Origin of the sequence: Fibrobacter sp. UWR2 (genome assembly GCF_002210285.1) — a bacterium.
GTDB lineage: Bacteria > Fibrobacterota > Fibrobacteria > Fibrobacterales > Fibrobacteraceae > Fibrobacter.
Genome location: NZ_MWQE01000001.1, coordinates 764,889 through 786,453, shown reverse-complemented (window position 1 = coordinate 786,453; position 21,565 = coordinate 764,889). Strand labels below are relative to the sequence as shown.

Genomic DNA, 21,565 nt, shown 5'->3' with positions numbered 1-21,565 from the left:
CCCGACGGGAACAAAAATGCAGTAAATTTTAGAACAGCATCATCGGGGGCCAATGACCCGATTTAGGGCGTTCCTTAAAGGTCGCCTTCGGCAGGAACTCCTTAAGCCTAAGCGTCATGGCAGGCGTAACATCCTGGTCCATGCGCCCGAAAAGCACCTGAATATCCTCGCTGTTGTCGATTGCACCCTCAATCCGGTTCGCAGCAAGGAACTTGAGTCCGTTTGCAAGCAAGGTCGCATCCATCTTTTTCGCCGCGGCAAGCCATTCGTCTGGCCAGTCACTGAACTCGTCGTCGAACTGCTCCTTGAAGGCGTTCAGGCCGACATCAATCGAAGAATGCATCTCGCGCGCCTTGAACAGGAGGTTCTCGGAATTCCACGGTCCACTCTCATCACAAAAATCCGCAAACGGCGAAAGCAAAATCCACTTCTGGCCTTTCGGGCGTTTCGCCGCCCCCAACATCAACAAAAAGGCGCCCAAACCCCAACCGACAACAGTATTTGCCTTCGAGAGGCCATCAACAGCATAAACATCATCAAGGTGGGCGGCCATGGCTTCGTAAGGTACAAAGGTATGCTTGGCAGATGCATCCGCATCCGTCAGATCGTCTTCCCATAGGGACAGATCGGACGCCCAGTCCGGTAGCCAAATCCACTTTTCACTCATGGTCCTACTCCAAACACATTTCCAAAAAAGTATTCATGAGGTAATCCCGAAATAAATGTATATATGCAAAACAAAAAAAGACTACTTTTTTATAAAAAATTTTCTAGATATTATATTTTGGACTATCAAATTCCAAAAATGCACAAACAAAACAGAAAAAAATAATTTATAGGGGCTTCAACCATGAGATTTTACTCCAGCCTAGCGTTTGCATCTGCATTTTTGATTGCATGCGCCGGAACACAGCAAGACGAAGCCGTTCCCGAAACCGCAGTCCCGGCACCCGTTCCCGAACAGGAAACAGCCCCGGCTCAGCCCCCCATCGACAACAGTACGCTTCCGAACATCCTCGTAACACCCGCCCAGAACGGCAAGGGCATTTCGGAACTGCAGGTGGTACAGAACAATCCCATGGCGAAGGCCATGATGGAAGCCATAAACGAGTACCTCACCCGCAAAAAGTACAACGTAACATCGCTCGAAGGAGCGGCAGAGCTTGACAATGTCGTACAAATGCAGAACGATATCGCCGAGACGGACGAAGACCTTTCCTACCTCGCAAGCCTAGCCCTAGGCGCCGATGTGTATATAAAGTTCTCGGGCACGGTGAAGTCCGGCACCATCGCAGTTGACCTGAACGCCTATGAATCGTCTACAGCAAGGCTCCTCGGCAGCGAATCCACAATGGACGACGACTGTGGCGGAAACGACCAGGCCACCATATCAGATTGTCTCCACAGAGCAGCAAAGCGCGCCATGCCAAGACTCGAGAAAAAAATCCAGGCATACTGGGAAAAGGATCGCGAGCAGGGCACCCAGTACAAACTAATTATAAATATCAAGGGGGCTTTTGACGAAGATGAAATCGAAGACCTCCATGACGATATCGTTTCGCTACTCAAGAAGAATTTCCTGCGCGTAAACATGAACGTGATGACGTCAAAGACCATCGACGCCACAGTCTACGCCGATGCAGGGAAATTCCCTGATTCGCAGGAAATCTACAGCCTTATCCGCGACTCGCTCAAGGACAAGACCCAAGCGAAGAAGATAAGCATCACACGAAAACTGATCTTGATGGACCTCGAATAGGTGCTTTTACACGTAAGAACAACACTAGCTGCAACGCTCATTATCGCCTCTATCGCGTTCGGGATACCCCTGCGCCCCGAGAAAAGCCATATCTACGACGAAAACCGGCTAGTCCCGGCGCAGCAGGTTCCCTTTTTCAACACCCTTTCCGAAGAATTCGCCAAGGAAACCGGCATATCCGTAGATGCAATCCTGCTAGACGACATCGGCGACAGGGACGCCCGCCAGTACGCCTCGGATATTGCCGAAAAATGGATGGCGGATATCGGCCAAGGCGGAGAAATCCTGATCTTTGTCGCCCAGAAGCAGCGGCGGAAATTTGTCGTGACCAAGGGAACCGCAAGCGGAATCCTCCCCGACGCAACCATCAAGAAGTTTGAGCAAGAGACACTCCTACCCGACTTCCGCAGGGAACGCTACGGAGACGGCCTGCTCTCTTTCACCGCAAGGGTAGTTTTCGCCATCGCCGACGAAACGGGCAGCACCGTAAATATCGACGAGCAGGACTTACCGAAAGAAGAACCGATGTCCATCCGCGGGTGGATTTTCATCGTAGCCGTATTCGGCCTGCTCATCGCCGTCGGGAGCAGGGGCCGTCGGTTCGGGTTCTTTGACAACATGAAGAAGTTGCTTAGCGTAAGCGAAATCGAAAAGTCCCCGTGGCCCGGAATCTTCAGGGACACGTTCGGAGACAATCTCGTTTCGGCTTTCCTCTCCGGCAAGTGCCTCATGGAAGGCTTCGACGCGCTCGCCTCGCCCTGGACCGTAAACTTTATCCTGAAGGACAACTCCCCCGAAGAAATTGCCAAACTAGGCGCATACGAAAAGCGGGCGGCACGCGAAAACCTGCAGTTCGCCCACTTCTACAGCCCGGCAGAAATCGTGCAGACGCTCGACACCACACCGCTTGAATACCTGCATATCGCCAACAGGAACGTTCCCCTTTGCGGAATCAAGCCCCTCGCCGGATTCGAGCCGCACCCCGACAAGCTCGCCGCCCAGTGCAGGCACGAAATCGACAAGGCGCTCGAACAACTGCATTCGGATAGCAAGGTTCCGTTCGCAAAGGCCCTGAACGACATTCTTCCGCTCCTATATGGAGTCTACTACCTAGAAACAAAGAACTACCCCGAAAATCACGGGGTAGTCCTAAAACGCTATCCGGCACAAGATATTGCGGGCCTTACTAAGACCCTCTCGGGAATCCTAGCGACGCTGAATAACCCTGCTGTTAAACCCTCCGTGCGATGAGCCCCTATCGGACCTAGAATCACGATCGTCGCGGGAACTGGTGTTCTTGCTAGAACGGCCGGAATAAATCTGCGCACCATCTTCTTCAAACTGAGATCTGGAAACCGACTGCGATCTCGGAGCAGGTTGCGGTTCGCTGCGGCTCGAGGAATACGTCGCCTTGCGGGAGTTCGGTTCTTCCCATACGGTCGGGGCAGCAGAACGTCTTTCACGGCGGTCATCAAAGCCTCTATCCGGCAAGCGCGCATCCTTCCTTTCTACATCCTTCCTCGGGGGCGGAGGAGGATTCTTCGCACGGGGCGGAGGAGGAGGAGGAGGATTCCCGAGTCTCGGACTGTCATGGAAATTCCTGCGCGGAGGCGGCGCATAGTGACCCGGGCGATCGTGATGAGGACGCGGAGGCGGCGCATAGTGGTGACGACGCGGGATATGCCTGCGCGGCGGGTACCAGCGAGTATCACGCACATAGATATAGCGCCTGTTCCAGTCAAACCAGCAGGCACCCCATCCCCAGAAACCAAACCAGCCGCCAATCCAGATGCCCGGCGCATAGGTAATGTGCGCATAGCCATCATAATAGCGGTAGTAGACGTAATACGGATTGTAGACAGGCACGTAGACGTATTCCGTACGCACCGGAGTAATCGTTATATTGTCCCCATTCGTAACCTTCACCCGGTCATCGCTCCTCAGGTGACCGAATTTCGAAGCCGTACGGCGCAAGCGCTGGACAGAGGCCATCACGTCTTCTTTCTGCATAAAGACCGCATCGCCAAGCTGTTCCGTCCATGCGGGGTAGCGATCCATCATCGATAGCACCTGCGGGAACGGGATTAACGCCTGCACGCTCGGGTCGTATGGGAGCTTGGCGCGTTCAAGCGCCACAGAAAGATCCTTCCCCGTCATGTTCTTGTGCGCTTCGGCCCACACGGCAGCCGGATGAATATCGTCTCCGTGAGTCGATGCGGCAAGCACCTGCACCAGAAGCGGGTCGGGGTAAAGCGCGATATTCGCCACCAAGGTATCCAGTTCCGAAGCGGTAAAGTTACCTTGTGCGAAGGCCGCATTTGGCAGGCAGAACAGCACTGCAAAAACGGCAACCAACCAAATTCTGGAACGTTTTGTTTCATTCGTGTTCATTTCGAACCTCCTTCACTTTCACAAATTACAACCTTTTGATGCCTCAAATTTTCTTTTGGTTGCAAAATAACGCATTTTTCTTGCTTTTTTGAGTTGTAAGCGAAAACAACGCGTAAACGACAATTAACATATCGTTTTTTACCATAACATATAGATTTATCTAAGGTATTGGATACAGGAGGTAACATGTCGCGCTCGACGAAGAAATTGTTGTATGTGATTGGGTTGGTGTTCGCTTTTTCTGCGAATGCTTTAGCACAGACCTACGATTTACCCATTATTTTCGTTGACACCAAGGGCAAATGCCTTAGCAAGGATAACATCGAAAAGATTCCCGCCACCATGAGCGTGCTAGACGGAGCCACAAACAATGTGGCCGACAGCGCCAAGGGCACACACTACGAAATCGGCATCAAGGTCCGCGGACAGTCTTCCGCCTTGTTCCCCAAGCCCGGCTACGGCGTTGAAGTCCGTGACGACAAGGGCGAAGGCACCGATGTGAGCCTGCTCGGGCTCCCGCCAGCCGAAGACTGGGTTTTCCATGGCCCATACGTGGACAAGAGCATGATGCGTAACGCGCTCGCCCACTGGCTCTTCAGGCAGGCAGGCCGTTACAGCCCCCGCACCAAGCACTTTGACCTCTACATCAACGGCGTATACCGCGGCGTGTACGTGCTTATCGAAAAAATCAAGCGCGGTAAGTACCGCGTGGACGTAAGCAAGCTCAAGGAAACCGATATCGCCGGCGACAGCCTTACCGGTGGCTACATCTGGGCATACGACAAGACGGGCACCAACACGGGCGGAGCTGGCGACAAAAAGACTGGCGGCATCGAAGCCGAAGGATTCAGGACAGCTGACGGTTTGAACGTCATTCTGCACTACCCCAAGAAGGCGAACATCCAGCCCCAGCAGGAACAATATCTCAAGAAGTACCTCGATGACCTAGAAGGCCTGTTCACGAACGGTAAAAACGGCAATGGGTATGATAAATACGTGGATGTCGGTTCGGCGGTAGACTATGTTTTACACCAGGAGCTCACCGACAACGGGGACTCCTACTGGTGCAGTTTCTTCTTGCACAAGCCCAAGGACAAGGGCGGCAAGGACGGAAAGGAATTCAAGGAAGGCAAGGTAACCCTTGGACCTCCTTGGGACTTCAACCTGGCCATGGGCAATAGCAGCATGATGGGCGGCAATGGCAATAGCTGGCAAATCGAAGGCAAAAGCGGCGGCGGCATGTGGGGCGGCGGCTGGGGCGGCTGGGGCGGTGGCGGCGATGCTACCATGAACATGAAGGCCCCGATTTGGCTTTCTGGAATGTGGAAAGACGCCAATTACCAAAGCGAACTGAAAAAGCGCTGGGCAGAACTCCGCAGCGGTGTATGGCACACCAAAACGATAGATACCTACCTTGACTCCATGAAGACATACCTCGCAAAGGCAGCGGACAGGAACTTCAAGCGCTGGCCCAACCTGGGTAAATCCAGCGGCCAAGGCGATGCAGATCCGGAGCCGATGAAATTCTGCACCAACAGCAGCAGCGGCGGCATGGGCATGGGCGGCAACAATGCCAACACCTGGGACGGTGAATACGAATACCTGCGCAAGAAAATTAAAAGTAGGTTGTCCTGGATGGACCAAAAACTCGGCTTTACGGAACCGGCACAACCCATCGTGACCGAGCCCATAATCCATATTCCCGACTGGGAAAAGGAAGAAGCCGAGAAGAACAAGGGCAAGGACACGATACAGACACAGAATCCGGATCAGCCCCCGGTACAGTGGCCTCCTATAGCGGGCCTCGATGATTTCAGCAGGCTTTCCCCAACGAACTACTTTACCGTGAAGGGAGACCGACTTGAAATCCAGACCGACTTGGGCGGAACCTTCGCGCTAGTCGACCTGAACGGAGTCACGCTCTTCAAGACCAAAATCAAGAAGGGCGTCACGACCCTGAAGGTGCCCAGGAAAGCCCAGAACAAGCACTGGATAGCCACCCTGAACGGCAAGATGATGAACCGTTAAGAGCGTCCCCGACAAAATCGAAAAGGCAGCCTAAAGGCTGTCTTTTTTGTAAATAGAAGTTTTTGCGCAAAAAAAACGGAACACAAAGTACCTGCCCTAGAAAAAAAAATACAACTTCCCAAGAGCCTATCTGCCATCAGCCCTCCAAAACAGGCTTTTTTGGCCATTTTTCGCAAAAAACAAGATGTAAAGGCCAACAACACTTATAGTACAAATAGCATCATTTTTGTGTCTTTTTCACTTATTTTTACTACGGCTTTGGTTATAGGAGTAAATATGTTTTTCCAGCCCAAAAAGATTATTTTCTCGCTAGTATTCTATCTAGCGACATTTGCGTTCGCGCAGACATACGACCTGCCGCTCATCATCGTGAACACGCAAAACGGCAAGGCGCTCGAGAAGGGAGCCGACAAGATTCCCGGCACCATGCGCATTTTGGACAAGGGCACGAACAACGTTGCCGACAGTGCAAAAGGCGAGCTGATGAATATCGGCATCAAAATTCGCGGGCAGACCTCCGCCGACTTCCCGAAGAAGGGTTACGGCATCGAACTCAAAGCGCGCGCCTGCACGAACGTCGCCGACACGGCCTGCCACGATACGAGCCTCAAGGTACTCGGCATGCCGAAGAACGCCGACTGGGTGTTCCATGGTCCTTATGTAGACAAGACACTCATCCGAAACGCGCTCGCCTACTGGTTCTACCAGCGCACAGGCCGCTACAGTTCGCGCTTCAAGTTCTTTGAACTCTACCTGAACGGGCAGTACAAGGGCGTGTACCTGCTGCTCGAAAAAATCAAGCGAGCCAAGGCACGCGTGCATATTGCGAAGCTCAAGGAAGAAGATATCAGCGGCGACGACGTGACTGGCGGTTACGTGCTCAGCATCGACAAGGTGGAAAACAACTCCACGCAGGGCCTCGACAAGGAAGGCTTCAAGAGCAAAGACGGCTCCCCCGTCGTGATGCGTTCTCCGAAAAAGGAAAACACCACCAGGGAGCAGCAGCAGTATATCCAGAACTTCTTCAACTCCATCGAGCAGAAGTGCGACAACGGCGACATCAACAGCAGCGGATGCCTGGACATTCTCGATATCGATGCCGCGGTCGACTACATAATGCACGAAGACATCACCAACAATACCGACGCCTACATCTGCAGTTTCTACATGTTCAAGGACAAGGACAGCAAGGGCGGCAAGTTGCAGCTCGGTGCCCCGTGGGACTTCAACCTCGCCTTCGGAGCCTACCAGCGCGTGGGCGGCGAAAAGGCGGAAGGCTGGCGTATTCCCCAGAGCGCAAACGATGGCGGCTTCGCGTTCGGCATGAACGAATGGTTTGTCGCCAAGTGGATACAGAACATCTGGAAAGACAACAGTTTCCAGCAGAAGTACAAGGCCCGCTGGGCGGAACTGCGCAGTGGCGTTTGGCACACCAAGAACATCGACCACTTCATAGACTCCCTCAAGACAGTCCTCAAGAATGCTGCCGACCGCAATTTTCAGCGCTGGCCGAACCTGGGGCAGTCTAGCGGCACCTGCGACGCCGATCCGATGGAATCCGGAAACAATAACGGCGGGAACAACGGCTGGAACCAGGGCGGTTGGAACATGGGCTGCATGGGCATGAAGATGAACTACTACAACGAACCTACGTGGGACGCCGAAATCGAGCACCTTCGCAAGTACGTGAAGCAGAGATTCGCATGGATTGACCAGCAACTGAGTTTCAGCGAGCCGTCTACCCCCATCGCAACCGAAGCGCTCATCATCGACGATTGGGGCTACTACGACGAGGATGACGATGACAATCCTCCCCCAATCGGATTCCAGCCCCACCTGAGCGTTACCCGCCTCAATTCCTACACGGTCGCAGGCAACAAGATCACCGTGCAAAGTGTTGATGGAGGCTTGTTCAGGCTAGTCGCCCTCAACGGCAAGACGCTCTTCCAGAAACAGATACCCGCCGGCACACAATCATTCCAGATTCCGCGTGCGGCACTGAACCAGCACTGGATTGCAACGCTCAACGGGAAGATGCTAAGCCGCTAAAGTTTTTACCGCGACGCACGCCCCAGAAATTGTCGCGAACTTGGTGAAGTGTATTTTTACCGTTCACGACAATTTTTATTTCTAGGCGCGAGATGTAGACGCCAGTCCCGACCAAGCGGCCGCTATTAGAACGCATGTTCCATGCAAGGAAGATATTTCCCTTGTTCTTGAGGCAGCCCTCTTCGCCGTACACGCCCTTGTCGGAGCACCTTATCGTATTGGACGTTCCGCCCACGTACTCGCCGAACTGACTGTAATAGAACGTGCGGTAGTGCAGTTCCACGGCATCGTCAGATACAATCGTCCTTTCGCCGCTACGGTACTCTTCGAGATTGAATTCGGTTACCTCGCCCGCCTTTACGGCATCGATAAGTTCACGCGCAACGCCTGCTTCTGCAAGTTCCGCATCCAGCCTGCCGCTACGGATGGCTTCGAAGAGGTCGGCCTGCGTCACGGTCTGGACGTTCCCTATGGTGATTACCGTATCGCGGCTCGCCTCGATATTCGCCTCCGCCATTTTCGCGAAGAGTTCCAGGTCGCCCTCGCCTACAATGGACCTGTAGTTGTCCTCGGTAATGGAACCGTCCAAAATCCCGTTGATGGCCTGCTCGCTAAAACCGTACGAGGTATCCACCAGGTTCACGCGAATGTCGTTGAACAACTGCGTCAAGGCTTCCTGCTCGCTGATGCCGACAATTGTCGTGTCGTAATCAGTTTCGCTCCCGACGCGAGACTTCACGAAGGCATCGAACTTCTCGACGGCATCCTTCGTCTGCTCTACCATAATCTTCGCGATATCGAAATCGACAAGCGAGCCCTGCACGCCGAGCGAATCCGCTATCTGCTGGGCGCTCTGGCTTATGTCCGTAATAAGCTTCACCTGCGTAACCGTGTCGTTCCCGATAACGCCATAGGGGTCTTCTCCCAGCGAGACTACGCCCGGGTTCTCTACACCGAGTTCCTGATCGCCCGTAATGGCAACCCACGGATTGTTCCTGTGCGGTACATTCCCGGCAAGGTCCTGCGCACCGCCCTTGGGTGCAAACCTGATCAGGTCACCATCCGTCGGCAGCACAGCCCCGTTCCCGCCCGAGGTATAGATGAGCGTCATGTGCGCTCCCGTTCCGCCCTGCTGCAGAGGCCTTTCGGGCTTCTCGTTTATTCCCGAGCGCATGCAGGTGTATTCAAAGATTTCAGTAAACAGGTGCCGGGACTCTTCAGAAATCGCCTCGCTGAAGGTAATGTCTATAAGCCTGCTCCCGTCCTTGCTTAACTTTTTCGAAGCAGAAAGCACGATGGGTCCGACACCGTCGGTAACCTGCTCGTTCTCGATAAAGAAGTTGCTGACCTCGCCCTCATTTTCGTAGGTAAACCAGTTGTTCAGGCTTCCAGAATAGATTCCCGACGCATCTCCGGTAAACTGCCTACTACCAAAACCGCAAACCTTCCCGGTACATTCCGCGCCAAGGTCTTCGGCAGTAAGTACGATGTCGGTCTCGTTCACAATCTTGAAGTTCGATGTCGCCACGAACGTTTCTCCGAAAGTCAGCTGGATAGAATCCAGACGGCTCTTGCCATTGACTGCGCGCTCAAAGTGAACGTACAGGCTGTCGGCACGCCCGTCCCCGTTCCGGTCCATCGCAATAGCCTTCTCCACACGCGGTGCGGGAGGTTCGGCAAACTTCAGATCGGTCCATACCGAAACGCCCGCCGCGGCGCCCTTCGCCGTGAGCACGGCTCCAGATACGGGAGCATTCGCATGCACGTAGAACGTCGCACGCCCATCCTCGTCCAGGTTCACCGCGCTGATTTTCTTTCCGCCCGGCGCATCCAGGATATCTATCGCCGCATTCGAGAACGATAGGTTTATCTTGCGGTTGTAATTGTTGACGACGGCCCATTCCTCGAAGAACGTGATATTCACCTGGTAAGTCGCATACGCCCAGGAGCCAATCTGCGCTGTATCGCCAGAGACCTGCGTACCGAGGACAGTCCAGTCTTCCTTCGCGAACGCGACGCTCGGCACGGAATAGGACGGCACGGTAATTTCCACCTTCGTCACCTGGCTCGGGTCAGCCTTCAGGGTAACCTCCAGGAAGTAGTGCCCGGGAGCAAGCGCGTAGTTCGAAACAATCGCTGCAGAATCTATCGAGAACGTGGAATCGCTCGTAATCTTGATTCCCTCGTAATGGGTACCGACCCCGAGTATCTCGGGCCCCGCGAGGTTACCGCCGGTAAGCTTGAAGGTCGACGCGCCACCGGTCGTATCGCGCTCGGCAGAATTCGCGTCGAAATTGCAGGAAAGCTTGCTCTTCTTGTTGATTTGCCATACCTCGTAACTCATTCCGGAGCCGCGCCTGTCCGAAGTCAGGAACAGCGACGCCTCGACCTGCAAGTCAATAGAAGTGCGCATGCGGAAATTAGACGAACCGGTATGGCGCTCCACGTAAAAGATATGGAAGTCGTATGTCTTTCCCGGAACAAGCATGTCGCCGGTATTCTGCCCGATGGTATCGAGATCTACAGCACCCGCCACCTGGCCATGCTGCCCGCCGATATCCACCGCAAGGCGATTGTCGATAAACACCCAAACATCGTCGTCGCCGTAAAAGTCGAAGTACTGGCCAGGGACATACTCGAACGTCGCCTGTATCTTTGCGGCATACCCGAAGTTATGCTTGCCTATCTTCGTTCCCTTCAGCTGGTCGTAGTAAGGGTTCGGCACCTTCTCCGCATCGTCGAGAAACTCGAAATCGTCCAGCAGGAACATACCGTCCGAATTGGCTTCGTTGCCTTTCGATATCTGGTCCTTCGAAACTTCCGCAAGCCAGAAACCCTCGTCGTCCATAGATACATACAGGTCGCGGCAGGTCATGTTCGTGTATTCGTTGCCCGCACTGTCCTTGGCGACAACCTCGGGCAGGAACCAGCTGTCGAGATGCTCCGTAATCTTGCACTTTTCCGGGAAGGGGTCCGCACGCACGGGGACCCCGTTCGCACCGAGCCTGTATTCGACCATACCCGTAACAGCCTTGTCCTTGCCGGAGCACCCGCCCGAACCGAAGTCCGCGCTGACGCCGTTTGCGGGGTCACCGTTTTTTCTGCTTCCGTCGCCATCGCCATCGGTACCGTGCAGCCAGTCGTAGACGGTCACGGGAATCTTCTTGAGCGGGCAGTCGCCAAGCACGCCGGGGTAACCGGAAAACAGCGCGGGAACATCGGCCTTGTACCCCTGCACCCAAACCGTATCGGAGAGGGCGGCAACGGAATCCAGCAATATCTCGCTTGATTCCGTAGGTTCCTCGGCGACCATGCCCTCGGCACCCACGTAGTTGAGGCCGACAGTCTGCTTGAAGTAGACCCCGAAGCCCTCGCCGGGCGCATCCACTGTAGCCTTGAACCAGCCGCAGTAATTGTCGAGAGGCGTCATCGTGGCTACGGAATCGCCCCCCACGAACAGCACCGCGTTTGTGTTCGACCACGGCGTAAAGAAAACGACCGTCTTTTCGGCTTGAGCCGTTCCGAGCGCCAAGACGGCAGCCACAGCCAGCATTCTGGCCCTTTCAACCCAATTCACCATAACATCCATCCCTGAGATCATTTATAATGTTCTCAAATTTTAGTAACAAATATAACATCATTCCAACAAAATCTATTATTTTAAATAAAATTTTACCATTTTCTCAACAGCAAATGTTCTCACTTTTTATAAAATGTTCTCATTTTCCCCTTGAGCAGAACCAAACAAAAAAAAAGGCGGCGCAAGGCCACCTTATTCTCCACATTCTCTCGATAGCAGACCGGCAATCAGTCCTTTATGCAGCGAACGTAACAACCGAAGAGTTTCTCGTTCTTACTCATGCTCGCATAATCACTGCCAACATACAAATAATAGGCAAAACGCGGAGAAACATCGTAAGAAGCCCAAAGACATGTGGTGCCGCCTGTTGCCTGATTTTTGAATACAGGAGGCAGGACCATTCCGCCTGGCATCAGCGAAAATCCGTATTTATCGCGGAAAGCACTTTCGACGGTTCCAAAATCATTCCGCCACAAGTTAGACGCCTTCAAGTTGCTATTCCCAGAACGTCGTTCATTGACTGCGTAAAGCATTGTCTGGAATTCAGCCAAATCCGGCAAATGCCAGCCTTCCGGGCAAATTCCGCGAACATCCCTCTCCCTCGTGCAATAGGAATCATTGCCGCAGCCGACTGCGTCATCGGAATACTCGCCCAGGTAGTCCATGGCAGCAGCCCAGGTATATCCATATCCGTACTTGGCACAGGTGTCCTTGTCATCCTTGATGCATCCTGTCCCTTCCGGATAATCAATCCTCAGGTTTTCCGCCATCCATGTCTGATCACCTATCACGACAGTCTTGTATTCACGGTTGTCGCGGCTATCCTTGAGTGTCCCGTATTCGCAGTTGTCCTCTTCTTGCGTCTTGCAGGGTTCCTGCTGCGCGACATCCGCAGAATCAGGAATCACCTTATAGAAATCGTCATCCTTCACGCACCTTACGGCCATGTAGCAGCCACCGCTATTGTCCTTCCATTCCACCGGTTTTTCTGCTTCCAAGTTAAAGGAATACAGGCTACCGTACTGGGCATAGTCTGCCGACATGTATATGGCTTTCGTATTGGACCCTCCGCTACATCTCATTCCCGTGGGAGTCGCGGCAAAACCATAAATGTCCGTCTCTCCCTGCCTGTCGTACCAGGCATCGGTTGAGCGCAGCAACTTGCCCGCAGAATCCGGCCCGCCAACAGTCGTCACCAGCTTGCTGAAATCCATAAATCTCGGAAGATGCCAACCCGCGGGGCACGAGACTTTCGCATCGCGGTCCCAATAGTAGCGCCATACATCGATGTCGGCAATGTCCGGGGTATAATTATATGAATATTTCGTGGCAGTATCCGTATAGTTCAGGTTCTGCGCCATCCAGGTCTGTTCCCCGATGACCACGTACCGGTAAGCCTGCCCGTCGCGTTCGTCGATAAACACCTGCACGCTGCTCGAACTCTCGGGTTCCTGCGAACTACTGGATTCTTCTACCGAACTGCTCGACTCCTCGATAGAACTGCTAGAAGCTTCTTCGGAAGAACTTTCCACGGAGCTGCTAGATTCCGGTTCCGGGTAATCGAGCGACGACGAGCCGTCATCGGAACACGCAACCAACGCCAGCGCAACAAAAGCACCCGTCACACATTTCTTGAAATTCATTTGCCTGTTCATTGAGAAACCTCCTATTCAATCTTTTCCAAAGATATATTAAAAGGCGGCGCAAGGCCACCCTTTAGTTTGTTTAAAGTCGCTGTTCAGAACCGTGCGGATTCTATCGCATCCTTCGGATGCTCCAGAATGACATCGTTCATGACGCAGTATCGCAATGCTTTCGCATCAATCAATCGACCGTAATTCGCCTAGAAACGAGCAAGACAAGAAACGAGCCCTCGTAGCGTACTAAGCGTACGTGAGAGGGCGAGAGACGCAGTATGGCGAAGTTTATCGGCGAATTACTTCGCGACTTGCTTGGCGAAGCTATCCTTCAAGTCCACCGTTCTGTTAAACACAAGGTGGCCCGGCTTGGAATCTTCGCTGTCGAGGCAGAAGTAGCCCTGGCGCATGAACTGGAAACGGTCTTCGAGCTTGGCGTCGGCGAGGCTCGGTTCCACCTTGGCCTGTTTGATGACCATGGAATCCGGGTTCAGGTAGTCGTGCCAGTCTTCGCCTTCGGGAACCGCAGCCGGATCTTCGAGCGTAAACAGGTTGTTGATGAGGCGCACTTCAGCGTCCACGGCATGTGCCGCAGAAACCCAGTGGATGGTGCCCTTGACCTTGCGGCCGTCAGGAGTCTCGCCACCCTTGCTCTGCGGGTCGTATTCGCAGTGAATCACCGTCACCTTGCCGTTCGCGTCCTTTTCGACGCTCTTGCAGGTCACGAAGTAGGCGCCCTTCAGGCGGACTTCTCCATCCGGCTTCAGGCGGAAGTACTTCTTCGGCGGTTCTTCCATGAAGTCGTCGGCCTCGATGTAGAGTTCCTTGCCAAAGGGGACTTCGCGGGTACCGGCGGTTTCGTCGTTCGGGTTGTTTTCAACCTTGATCATCTCGACCTTGCCGTCTTCCCAGTTGTCAATCACGAGCTTCACCGGGTCGATCACGGCCATCACGCGGTTCGCCGTCTTGTTCAGCTCTTCGCGGATGCAGAAGTAGAGCAGGTTCACGTCGACCATGGAGTCGGCCTTCGACACGCCGATGCGGTCGCAGAACTCGCGGATGGAACTCGGGGTAAAGCCACGGCGACGGTAACCGCAGACTGTGGGCATACGCGGGTCGTTCCAGCCCATCACGGCCTTCGTCTCCACCAGTTCCAGGAGTTTGCGCTTGCTCATCATGGTGTAGGTCAGGTTCAGGCGGGCAAATTCAATCTGCTGCGGACGGTTGTCGAGACCGAGTTCAATCAGGAACCAGTCGTACAGCGGGCGGTGCGCTTCGAATTCCAGCGTACAGATGGAGTGAGTAATACCCTCAATCCAGTCGCTGAGCGGGTGCGCGAAATCGTACATCGGGTAGATGCACCACTTGTCGCCGGTGCGGTGGTGCGTGCAGTGCTTGATGCGGTAGATGACCGGGTCACGCATGTTCATGTTCGGGCTAGAGAGGTCGACCTTGGCGCGGAGGCACTTCTCGCCGTCGGCATACTTGCCGTCGCGCATCTCGCGGAAGAGTTTCATGTTCTCTTCCACACTGCGGTCGCGGTAGGGGCTCGGACGGCTCGGCTTGCCGGCATCGTTGCCGCGGTATTCCTGCATCTCGTCGCGGGTCAGGTCTTCCACGTAGGCCTTGCCCATCTCGATGAGCTTTTCGGCAAAAGCGTAAATCTGGTCGTAGTAGTCGCTTGCGAAGTATTCGCCGCCCTTCCATTCAAAACCGAGCCACTTCACGTCTTCGCGGATGGAATCCACATATTCCACGTCTTCTTTGGTCGGGTTCGTATCGTCGAAGCGGAGGTTCGTGATGCCACCAAAGTCCTTGTACTTGTTCGCGGTACCGAAGTTCAGGCAGATGGATTTCGCGTGTCCGATGTGGATGTAGCCATTCGGCTCGGGCGGGAAGCGGGTATGCACGTTGGTGCGCTTGCCCGTCTTGAGGTCGTTAACGATAATGTCCTGTACAAAATTCGAGGATTCGGGGATTTCCATTGTGGTATCCTTTTAAAATTTTACGCGGTAAAGATAGAAAAATCAAGCCTACTCGTTCCAGAGCCAGGTGCTCAGGTAGCGCTCGCCGGTGTCCGGGAGGAGCGCCACGATGCGCTTGCCCTTGAATTCGGGGCGCTTGGCCACGGTGAGGGCGCATTCGAGCGCGGCTCCCGAAGATATCCCGACAAAGATGCCTTCCTGCGCGGCGGCATCGCGGGCGGCCTTCCCCGCCTTCTCGGTGCTGGTCAGGTACACTTCGTCAACGACCTTCGGGTCGTAGATTTTCGGGACAAAGTTCGCACCGATTCCCTGTATCTTGTGCGGGCCCGCGACACCCTTCGATATCATCGGGGAGTCATCGGGTTCGATGGCGATAACGTAGATGTCCGGATTCTTTTCTTTGAGGAACTTCGCCGTCCCACTCACGGTCCCGCCGGTACCTGCCGTCGCGATAAACACGTCTACCTTGCCTTCGGTATCGTTCCAGATTTCAGGGCCGGTCGTGAGGTAGTGCGCTTCCGGGTTTGCCGGATTCTCGAACTGCTGCGGGATAAAACTCCCAGGGTTCTGCGCCGCAATCTCGTTTGCCTTCTCGATGCAGCCTGCCATGCCCTTCGCGCCTTCGGTCAATACGACCTCGGCCCCAAGCGCCTTCAAGAGCAGCCTGCGTTCCATGCTCATAGAATCAGGCATCGTGAGCACCACCTTGTAGCCCTTCACGGCGCCCACGTAGGCAAGCCCGACACCCGTATTGCCGCTGGTAGGCTCGATGATGAGGGCGCCCGGCTTGAGTTTGCCTTCCTTTTCGGCGCGTTCGATCATGTTGAACGCCACGCGGTCCTTCGCGCTGCCGAGCGGATTAAAACTTTCAATTTTTACGTAGACTTCGGCCTCGCCCTTGTTCAGTTTGTTGATGCGTACGATCGGCGTGTTGCCGATGGTTTCGAGAATGTTATTGTAAAGCATGTAATGAATATAGAAAAGGCATTCCGCAAACGGGAATGCCCTGAAAAAACTTTGTTATAGATGCAGACTATTTCGGCATCTGGGCGCCATAGCCTTCCATGAGACCGAAGAGGAGCAGAGATTCTTCCATCGGGTACTTGTTCATGAACATCGATACCTTGGAAGAGATGGAGCCCTGCTTGTTCAGGCCCATGGCGGCACGGAACAGGTTCGCTGGGGAGTTCTCGTTGTACGAGGTCTGCTCGGTGTAGGTCGCATTCAGGAATCCTTCCAGATAAGCCTGGTTAATCTTGCCCTTGAAAATGCTCGGGTCGCTGATGGAGATGTTGCCGTTCAGGCTCTCGATGCTCGGGGCATCTTCCAAGTCCTCAAACTGGTCATCGGCAACGTTCAGCCAAAGAATGCTCGGGCTCACCGTAACAGTCACGTCGCCCTTCTTGTTCAAGATAAACGCGTTCTTGTCGAGCCAAACCTTCTTTGTCTTCGGGTCACCCTTCGTGTTGTCAAAGCCCGCCATCATGTTGAGCGCAAGCAGGTTGTTGTGGATGCGGCTAAAGCAGTTCGTGTTGGAACGCACTCCATAGCCCATGTCCTCGAAAAGCTTGGTTCGGGTCCAGGTGAACATCACCGTATTGTACGCAAATTCATAGTCAACCGCACCCAGCTTGTTCTGCTTGGCAAGTACATTCGCGCCAATGATACGGTTGGCGATGAATACATTATTCAAGACCTTCACTTTACCCGCGAAATGGTTCACCTGCAAGGCAATGTTACCGGCGTTCACGAACACGCAGTTCTGGATGGTGAGGTCGCCTTCGGAATTTTCGCCATAGAGGCTGTACACGTTCAGCGAGGGGTTAGTGGTATTGCCCTTTGCGGGAGGTTCAAGCCACATGCCGGTAGCGACACCTTCGGGCTTGCCGTTCACCGCGTGGTAGCTGTTCGCTTCGCCCTGGTCGAAGATAAAACCGTCAATCACGACCTTCGCATCTGCGCCCTTGTAGTTGATATGCAAAATGCCCTGGCCCTTGGTGGAGTTCATCTCGTTGGTGGGCTGGAACATCGTCTTGTTCTTGATGACATCGCGTGTCTCGAAATCGTCGGAGTAGCCACCAATGAGCGAAACAGGCTTATCGAGCTTGATCCAGCCCTGCTTCATCTGTCCGTTGTAGTTACCTGCAGCCACATGAATGACATCACCCGCAGCAGCGAGTTCGATTGCCTTCCAGATGTTCTTAAGAGGTGCAGACGGGGATGTTCCTTCGTTCTTGTTCTTGCCGCTCGGGCTTACATACCAGTCTTTAGCAAATGCCTGGCCAGCAAAAAAGAGGGCCACGGCAAGTGCCGTTGAGCAAAGAGAGAGTTTTTTCATATCCATTCCTTTTAAAAAGACTCCAAACCACCTCTTTCGCGAAAGGTAACAAGAAATACAGCCCATGGCAACAAGAGATCAATCCCTACCCCCCCCCGTTAAATCTTATTTACAGGGCCGACTGAACTTTTCCTGCCTAAACAATATATATCTTTAGACATAAGATTTAATAGTTCAGCCCCAGGTGGGCGGACAAAAGAGGTTACATTGACTAAGATATCCGCCGGTATAGACGGCCAGACAGAAACGCTCTGTATTTTCGGGCATCCCGTGGCGCACAGCAAGTCGCCCGCGATGCACAATGCGCTTTTTGATGCGCTCCACATAAACGCACGCTACCTTCCCTATGCTCCCGAACCGGAAAATTTCGCAGACGCCATCCGCGGGTTCCGTTCCATGGGTTTCCGCGGAGCAAACGTGACCATCCCGTACAAGACGGAATTCACCGGCAAGGACGGCACCCCGAAACTCATCGACGAACTGAGCGAGATCAGCCGGTTCACGGGCAGCGTGAACACCCTCTACTGGAAAGACGGAATCGTCGGAGGCACACTCTGCGGCACGACTACCGACCCTTACGGCTGCATCCGCAACCTCGAGGAGAACGGCGTTGTCGCCAGCAACAAGAAGGTAGCCCTCCTCGGGAACGGCGGCGCGGCAAAGGCAATCGCCTACACGCTCGTCGAGCAGGGGAACTCGCTCACCATCGTATGCCGGAACATCGAAAAGGGACAAGCGCTCGCAGACAGCCTGAACGAACTGTTCGCGAAGGCAGGCAAAGGTTCTGCCGTAAAAGCGGTTACATTCGACGATTTTTCAAAGATATCACCCGAACAGGACATTATCATCAATGCCACATCGGTCGGCATGACTCCGAACGTAGACGAGAGCCCGCTCCCCAAGGAAAGCCTCCATGCCGGGCAAGCGGTATGCGACATCGTGTACACGCCCGTACAGACCAAGCTTTTGCAGATGGCCGCAGCCCAGGGCTGCAAGGCCGTTACCGGCGAAGGGATGCTCGTACACCAGGGCATCGAAAGTTTTCGCAAGTGGTTCCCTGCCGAAACGGCGGACAAACAGAATTCAGAACTCGCGTCAATCATGCGCAAAGGGATGCAAGGCTAAAATGAGACAGCATATCTTTTTCACCGGCTTTATGGCAAGCGGCAAGAGCCGCACCGGCAGGGCCATGGCAGAACGCCTGGGCCGCCCGTTTGTCGATACCGACGCAGTGATTGTCGAACGCGCAGGCAAGAGCATCAGTGAAATTTTCGAGACTGACGGCGAAGCGAAATTCCGCGAGATGGAATCCGAAGTCATTGCCGAAATCGCACACAACGAAAATCCGCAGGTCGTCTCGCTCGGAGGCGGCGCACTGAACCGCGAAGAAAACCTCAAGGTCATACGCGAATCCGGCACACTTATCCGCCTGTGGGCCAAACCCGAGATTCTCTCTGAACGCATCGGGCGCAAGAACACGCGCCCCCTGCTGGCAAACCTCTCCGACGAAGAACGCCTCGAGAAAATCAAGGCAATGCTCAAGGATCGCGAGAAGAACTACGCGCACGCCGACTTCAGCGTCGAAAGCACGAACGAAGCCTCCGAAGCGCATGTCATCGAACATATCCTCCGCATGCTGCGGTTCTGGAACAGCCACGCGCTGGACGTATGCCCGAGCAGCGGCGGACGCTACCCCATCTTTATCGGCGAGAACATCGTGCCCGAGTCCTCGGCGCTGCTCGAGGGTCTGCGCCTTTCGCCCACGCACGACTTCTTGGTCTGCACCGATACGACCATCGCGAAGGCGCAGGGGAACATGCTGAACATGCTCCGCGGCCAGGCGGGGCGCTGTCCGATTTTCAAGTTCCAGGCAGGCGAGCGCAACAAGACTCTCCATAACCTGAACCAGCTTTTCAGCTTCATGCTGCACCGCGGCTACACACGCAAGAGTTGCCTGCTGCAGTTCAGCGGCGGCGTTGTAGGCGACATGGCCGGTTTCGGAGCGGCCACCTACCAACGCGGCATCCCATTCATCCAGTTCCCGACGACGCTCCTTTCCATGGTCGATAGTTCGGTCGGTGGCAAGGTGGCGGTGAACCACCCCGAAGGCAAGAACATGATCGGCGCATTCTACCAGCCGAAGGCCGTCGTTTGCGACCTCTCCGTCCTTTCGTCATTGAACGACACGGAATACCTCGCAGGCCTTGCCGAAATCGTGAAGTACGGAGTCATTTACGACGAAGAATTTTTCAGTTATCTGGAACAGAATACAGACAAAATAAAGAAACGCGATTCCGAAGCGCTCAAGCACATGATTTTCCGCAGTTGCCAAATCAAGGCGGAAGTCGTAGGCATCGACGAAAAGGAATCCGGACTCCGCGCAATTCTCAACTACGGGCACACCTTCGGCCATGCCATCGAAAAAGTCACGAACTACAACGTGTTCAGCCACGGCATCGCCGTGTCCCTGGGCATGCGCGTCGCCGCACGTGTTGCCGTAGCGCTCGGTATGCTCGACGAAGCCGCCGAAAAGCGCCAGAACGCGCTTCTCGATGCGCTCGGCTTCCCGAAAACATTCGATATCGATACCGAAAAGGCCTGGAACGCCATGGGCGTCGATAAGAAGGCCGAAAAGGGTACGCGCGTCTACATTCTCCCCGAAAAAATCGGGAAGGTACAGAAGATTGTCAACGTGGACAAGGAAATCATCAACAAATCCTGGGATGCTATCCGAGGAAAAGAGGTCTAGATGAGTATACTGGTCACAGGTGGAACAGGTGGACTTGGTTTCCACATTCTATCAAACCTCATGGGTACAGAAAAGGACCTGTACAGTTTTAGCGACGAGCAACCGCAGCCCTGGCAAAAGGTTGAGGGAGTACAGTACCTCACCGGCGACATGCTGAACTTCAAGGAAGTCCTTGAAATGATGCAGAAGGTGCAACCCACGCACGTATTCCATCTTGCAAGCCAGTCCTCGGTGGGGCTCAGCTACAAGAAGCCATACGAAACGCTGAATATCAACCTGCTCGGCACACAGACCCTCCTCGAAGCTGTCCGCCAGGTGGCGCCAAGGGCTAAAGTGATGCTCCTGAGTTCGAGCGAAATCTACGGTCGCACGGAGCAGCACCTCACCTACCTACACAAGGAAACCGACCTTCCGAACCCGCTCACGCCCTACGCGACATCGAAGGCATGCATGGAAATTCTCGGGAACCAGTTCCGCAATGCCAACGACATGCACATCGTGGCCGTGAGACCGTTCCATTTTACGGGTCCACACCACAGCAGGCGTTTCGCCATCCCTTCTATCACCTACCAGCTGGTGAAAATCAAGTATTATCACACCGAACCCGTCATCTATTCTGGAAGCCTCGACATCAGCCGTGACGTGGTTGACGTGCGCGACGTGGCCCGGGCGATGATACAGATTCTCAAGACATCGGAATCGGGCCAGGTGTATAATATTTGCAGCGGGAAGGCCTATACATTCCGCGAACTCGTAGATATGCTCGTAGATATCGCCGGTGTCAGCGTAGATTTCAGGTTCGACCCTGCATACGAGCGCATCAACGACATTCCCCTGCTTGTTGGCGACCCAACCAAGATCAATGCTCTCGGCTGGAAGCCCATGATTAGCATCGAAGACAGCCTCACCGACCTATTCAACGAGATGGTGGTACGCCGCCGCACCGAACTCAAGAACGGCATGGGCAAGGACCTGCCACTGTAAACACGCTCAAAGATTCCGACATAACGACAGACGCCCCGATAAAAGGGCGTCTTTTTTCACCTAAA

General features: G+C 54.2%; 14 protein-coding genes. 7 read left to right on the top strand and 7 right to left on the bottom strand.

The features are described from left to right. Positions 1 to 28 precede the first annotated feature (28 nt). On the bottom strand, positions 29 to 667 hold the full coding sequence (locus B7994_RS03125; RefSeq protein ID WP_088637000.1) for an alpha/beta fold hydrolase: 639 nt from the start codon (positions 665 to 667) through the stop codon (positions 29 to 31). A 183-nt stretch (positions 668 to 850) separates the two neighbouring features. Here B7994_RS03125 and B7994_RS03120 point away from each other — a divergent pair, with 183 nt between their 5' ends. Both B7994_RS03120 and B7994_RS03115 read left to right on the top strand, forming a co-directional pair. Next, a complete protein-coding gene (locus tag B7994_RS03120) occupies positions 851 to 1,759 on the top strand; it encodes a DUF6175 family protein (RefSeq protein ID WP_088636999.1) in 909 nt (302 codons plus the stop codon). Beyond that, positions 1,760 to 3,010, top strand: a complete 1,251-nt coding sequence (locus tag B7994_RS03115; protein ID WP_088636998.1) for a YgcG family protein — start codon at positions 1,760 to 1,762, stop codon at positions 3,008 to 3,010. Here B7994_RS03115 and B7994_RS03110 read toward each other — a convergent pair. After that, complete coding sequence (locus tag B7994_RS03110) at positions 2,966 to 4,150, bottom strand: DUF3300 domain-containing protein (protein WP_088636997.1); 1,185 nt, start codon at positions 4,148 to 4,150, stop codon at positions 2,966 to 2,968. The two genes, B7994_RS03115 and B7994_RS03110, sit on opposite strands and share 45 nt — an antisense overlap. Before the next feature lie 186 nt (positions 4,151 to 4,336). Here B7994_RS03110 and B7994_RS03105 point away from each other — a divergent pair, with 186 nt between their 5' ends. Together B7994_RS03105 and B7994_RS03100 are read left to right on the top strand one after the other, a co-directional pair. Next, complete coding sequence (locus tag B7994_RS03105; protein ID WP_088636996.1) at positions 4,337 to 6,178, top strand: CotH kinase family protein; 1,842 nt, start codon at positions 4,337 to 4,339, stop codon at positions 6,176 to 6,178. Between the two features lie 276 nt (positions 6,179 to 6,454). Then, positions 6,455 to 8,227 (top strand): CotH kinase family protein, encoded by a 1,773-nt coding sequence (locus B7994_RS03100; RefSeq protein ID WP_088636995.1) that lies wholly within the window; start codon positions 6,455 to 6,457, stop codon positions 8,225 to 8,227. Here the strand turns inward: B7994_RS03100 and B7994_RS03095 are convergent. The 5 genes from B7994_RS03095 to B7994_RS03075 form a co-directional block, all read right to left on the bottom strand. Continuing rightward, positions 8,202 to 11,807, bottom strand: coding sequence for a fibro-slime domain-containing protein (locus B7994_RS03095; protein ID WP_233142973.1), 3,606 nt, complete (start codon positions 11,805 to 11,807; stop codon positions 8,202 to 8,204). The two genes, B7994_RS03100 and B7994_RS03095, sit on opposite strands and share 26 nt — an antisense overlap. Before the next feature lie 227 nt (positions 11,808 to 12,034). Next, entirely contained in the window at positions 12,035 to 13,462 is a 1,428-nt protein-coding gene (locus B7994_RS03090; protein WP_088636993.1) for an FISUMP domain-containing protein, read from the bottom strand. A 281-nt stretch (positions 13,463 to 13,743) separates the two neighbouring features. Then, a complete protein-coding gene (locus B7994_RS03085; protein WP_088636992.1) occupies positions 13,744 to 15,429 on the bottom strand; it encodes a glutamine--tRNA ligase/YqeY domain fusion protein in 1,686 nt (561 codons plus the stop codon). Between the two features lie 48 nt (positions 15,430 to 15,477). Next, entirely contained in the window at positions 15,478 to 16,395 is a 918-nt protein-coding gene (cysK, locus tag B7994_RS03080) for a cysteine synthase A (protein ID WP_088636991.1), read from the bottom strand. A gap of 67 nt (positions 16,396 to 16,462) precedes the next feature. Next, complete coding sequence (locus tag B7994_RS03075; protein ID WP_158213056.1) at positions 16,463 to 17,767, bottom strand: DUF1565 domain-containing protein; 1,305 nt, start codon at positions 17,765 to 17,767, stop codon at positions 16,463 to 16,465. Positions 17,768 to 17,974: 207 nt separating this feature from the next. Here B7994_RS03075 and aroE point away from each other — a divergent pair, with 207 nt between their 5' ends. From aroE to B7994_RS03060, 3 genes are read left to right on the top strand one after another with little or no spacing between them, the layout of a single operon-like run. Beyond that, entirely contained in the window at positions 17,975 to 18,892 is a 918-nt protein-coding gene (aroE, locus tag B7994_RS03070) for a shikimate dehydrogenase (protein WP_233142971.1), read from the top strand. Between the two features lie 31 nt (positions 18,893 to 18,923). Continuing rightward, on the top strand, positions 18,924 to 20,516 hold the full coding sequence (gene aroB, locus B7994_RS03065) for a 3-dehydroquinate synthase (RefSeq protein WP_233142969.1): 1,593 nt from the start codon (positions 18,924 to 18,926) through the stop codon (positions 20,514 to 20,516). Next, a complete protein-coding gene (locus B7994_RS03060; RefSeq protein WP_088636988.1) occupies positions 20,517 to 21,500 on the top strand; it encodes a GDP-mannose 4,6-dehydratase in 984 nt (327 codons plus the stop codon). The last annotated feature ends 65 nt before the right edge of the window (positions 21,501 to 21,565 follow it).

Coding starts and splice junctions, on each gene's coding strand:
- B7994_RS03125 (WP_088637000.1), bottom strand. CDS start 667: ATGAGTGAAAAGTGGATTTGGCTACCGGACTGGGCGTCCGATCTGTCC.
- B7994_RS03120 (WP_088636999.1), top strand. CDS start 851: ATGAGATTTTACTCCAGCCTAGCGTTTGCATCTGCATTTTTGATTGCA.
- B7994_RS03110 (WP_088636997.1), bottom strand. CDS start 4,150: ATGAACACGAATGAAACAAAACGTTCCAGAATTTGGTTGGTTGCCGTT.
- B7994_RS03105 (WP_088636996.1), top strand. CDS start 4,337: ATGTCGCGCTCGACGAAGAAATTGTTGTATGTGATTGGGTTGGTGTTC.
- B7994_RS03100 (WP_088636995.1), top strand. CDS start 6,455: ATGTTTTTCCAGCCCAAAAAGATTATTTTCTCGCTAGTATTCTATCTA.
- B7994_RS03095 (WP_233142973.1), bottom strand. CDS start 11,807: ATGGTGAATTGGGTTGAAAGGGCCAGAATGCTGGCTGTGGCTGCCGTC.
- B7994_RS03090 (WP_088636993.1), bottom strand. CDS start 13,462: ATGAACAGGCAAATGAATTTCAAGAAATGTGTGACGGGTGCTTTTGTT.
- B7994_RS03085 (WP_088636992.1), bottom strand. CDS start 15,429: ATGGAAATCCCCGAATCCTCGAATTTTGTACAGGACATTATCGTTAAC.
- cysK (WP_088636991.1), bottom strand. CDS start 16,395: ATGCTTTACAATAACATTCTCGAAACCATCGGCAACACGCCGATCGTA.
- B7994_RS03075 (WP_158213056.1), bottom strand. CDS start 17,767: ATGAAAAAACTCTCTCTTTGCTCAACGGCACTTGCCGTGGCCCTCTTT.
- aroB (WP_233142969.1), top strand. CDS start 18,924: ATGGCAAGCGGCAAGAGCCGCACCGGCAGGGCCATGGCAGAACGCCTG.
- B7994_RS03060 (WP_088636988.1), top strand. CDS start 20,517: ATGAGTATACTGGTCACAGGTGGAACAGGTGGACTTGGTTTCCACATT.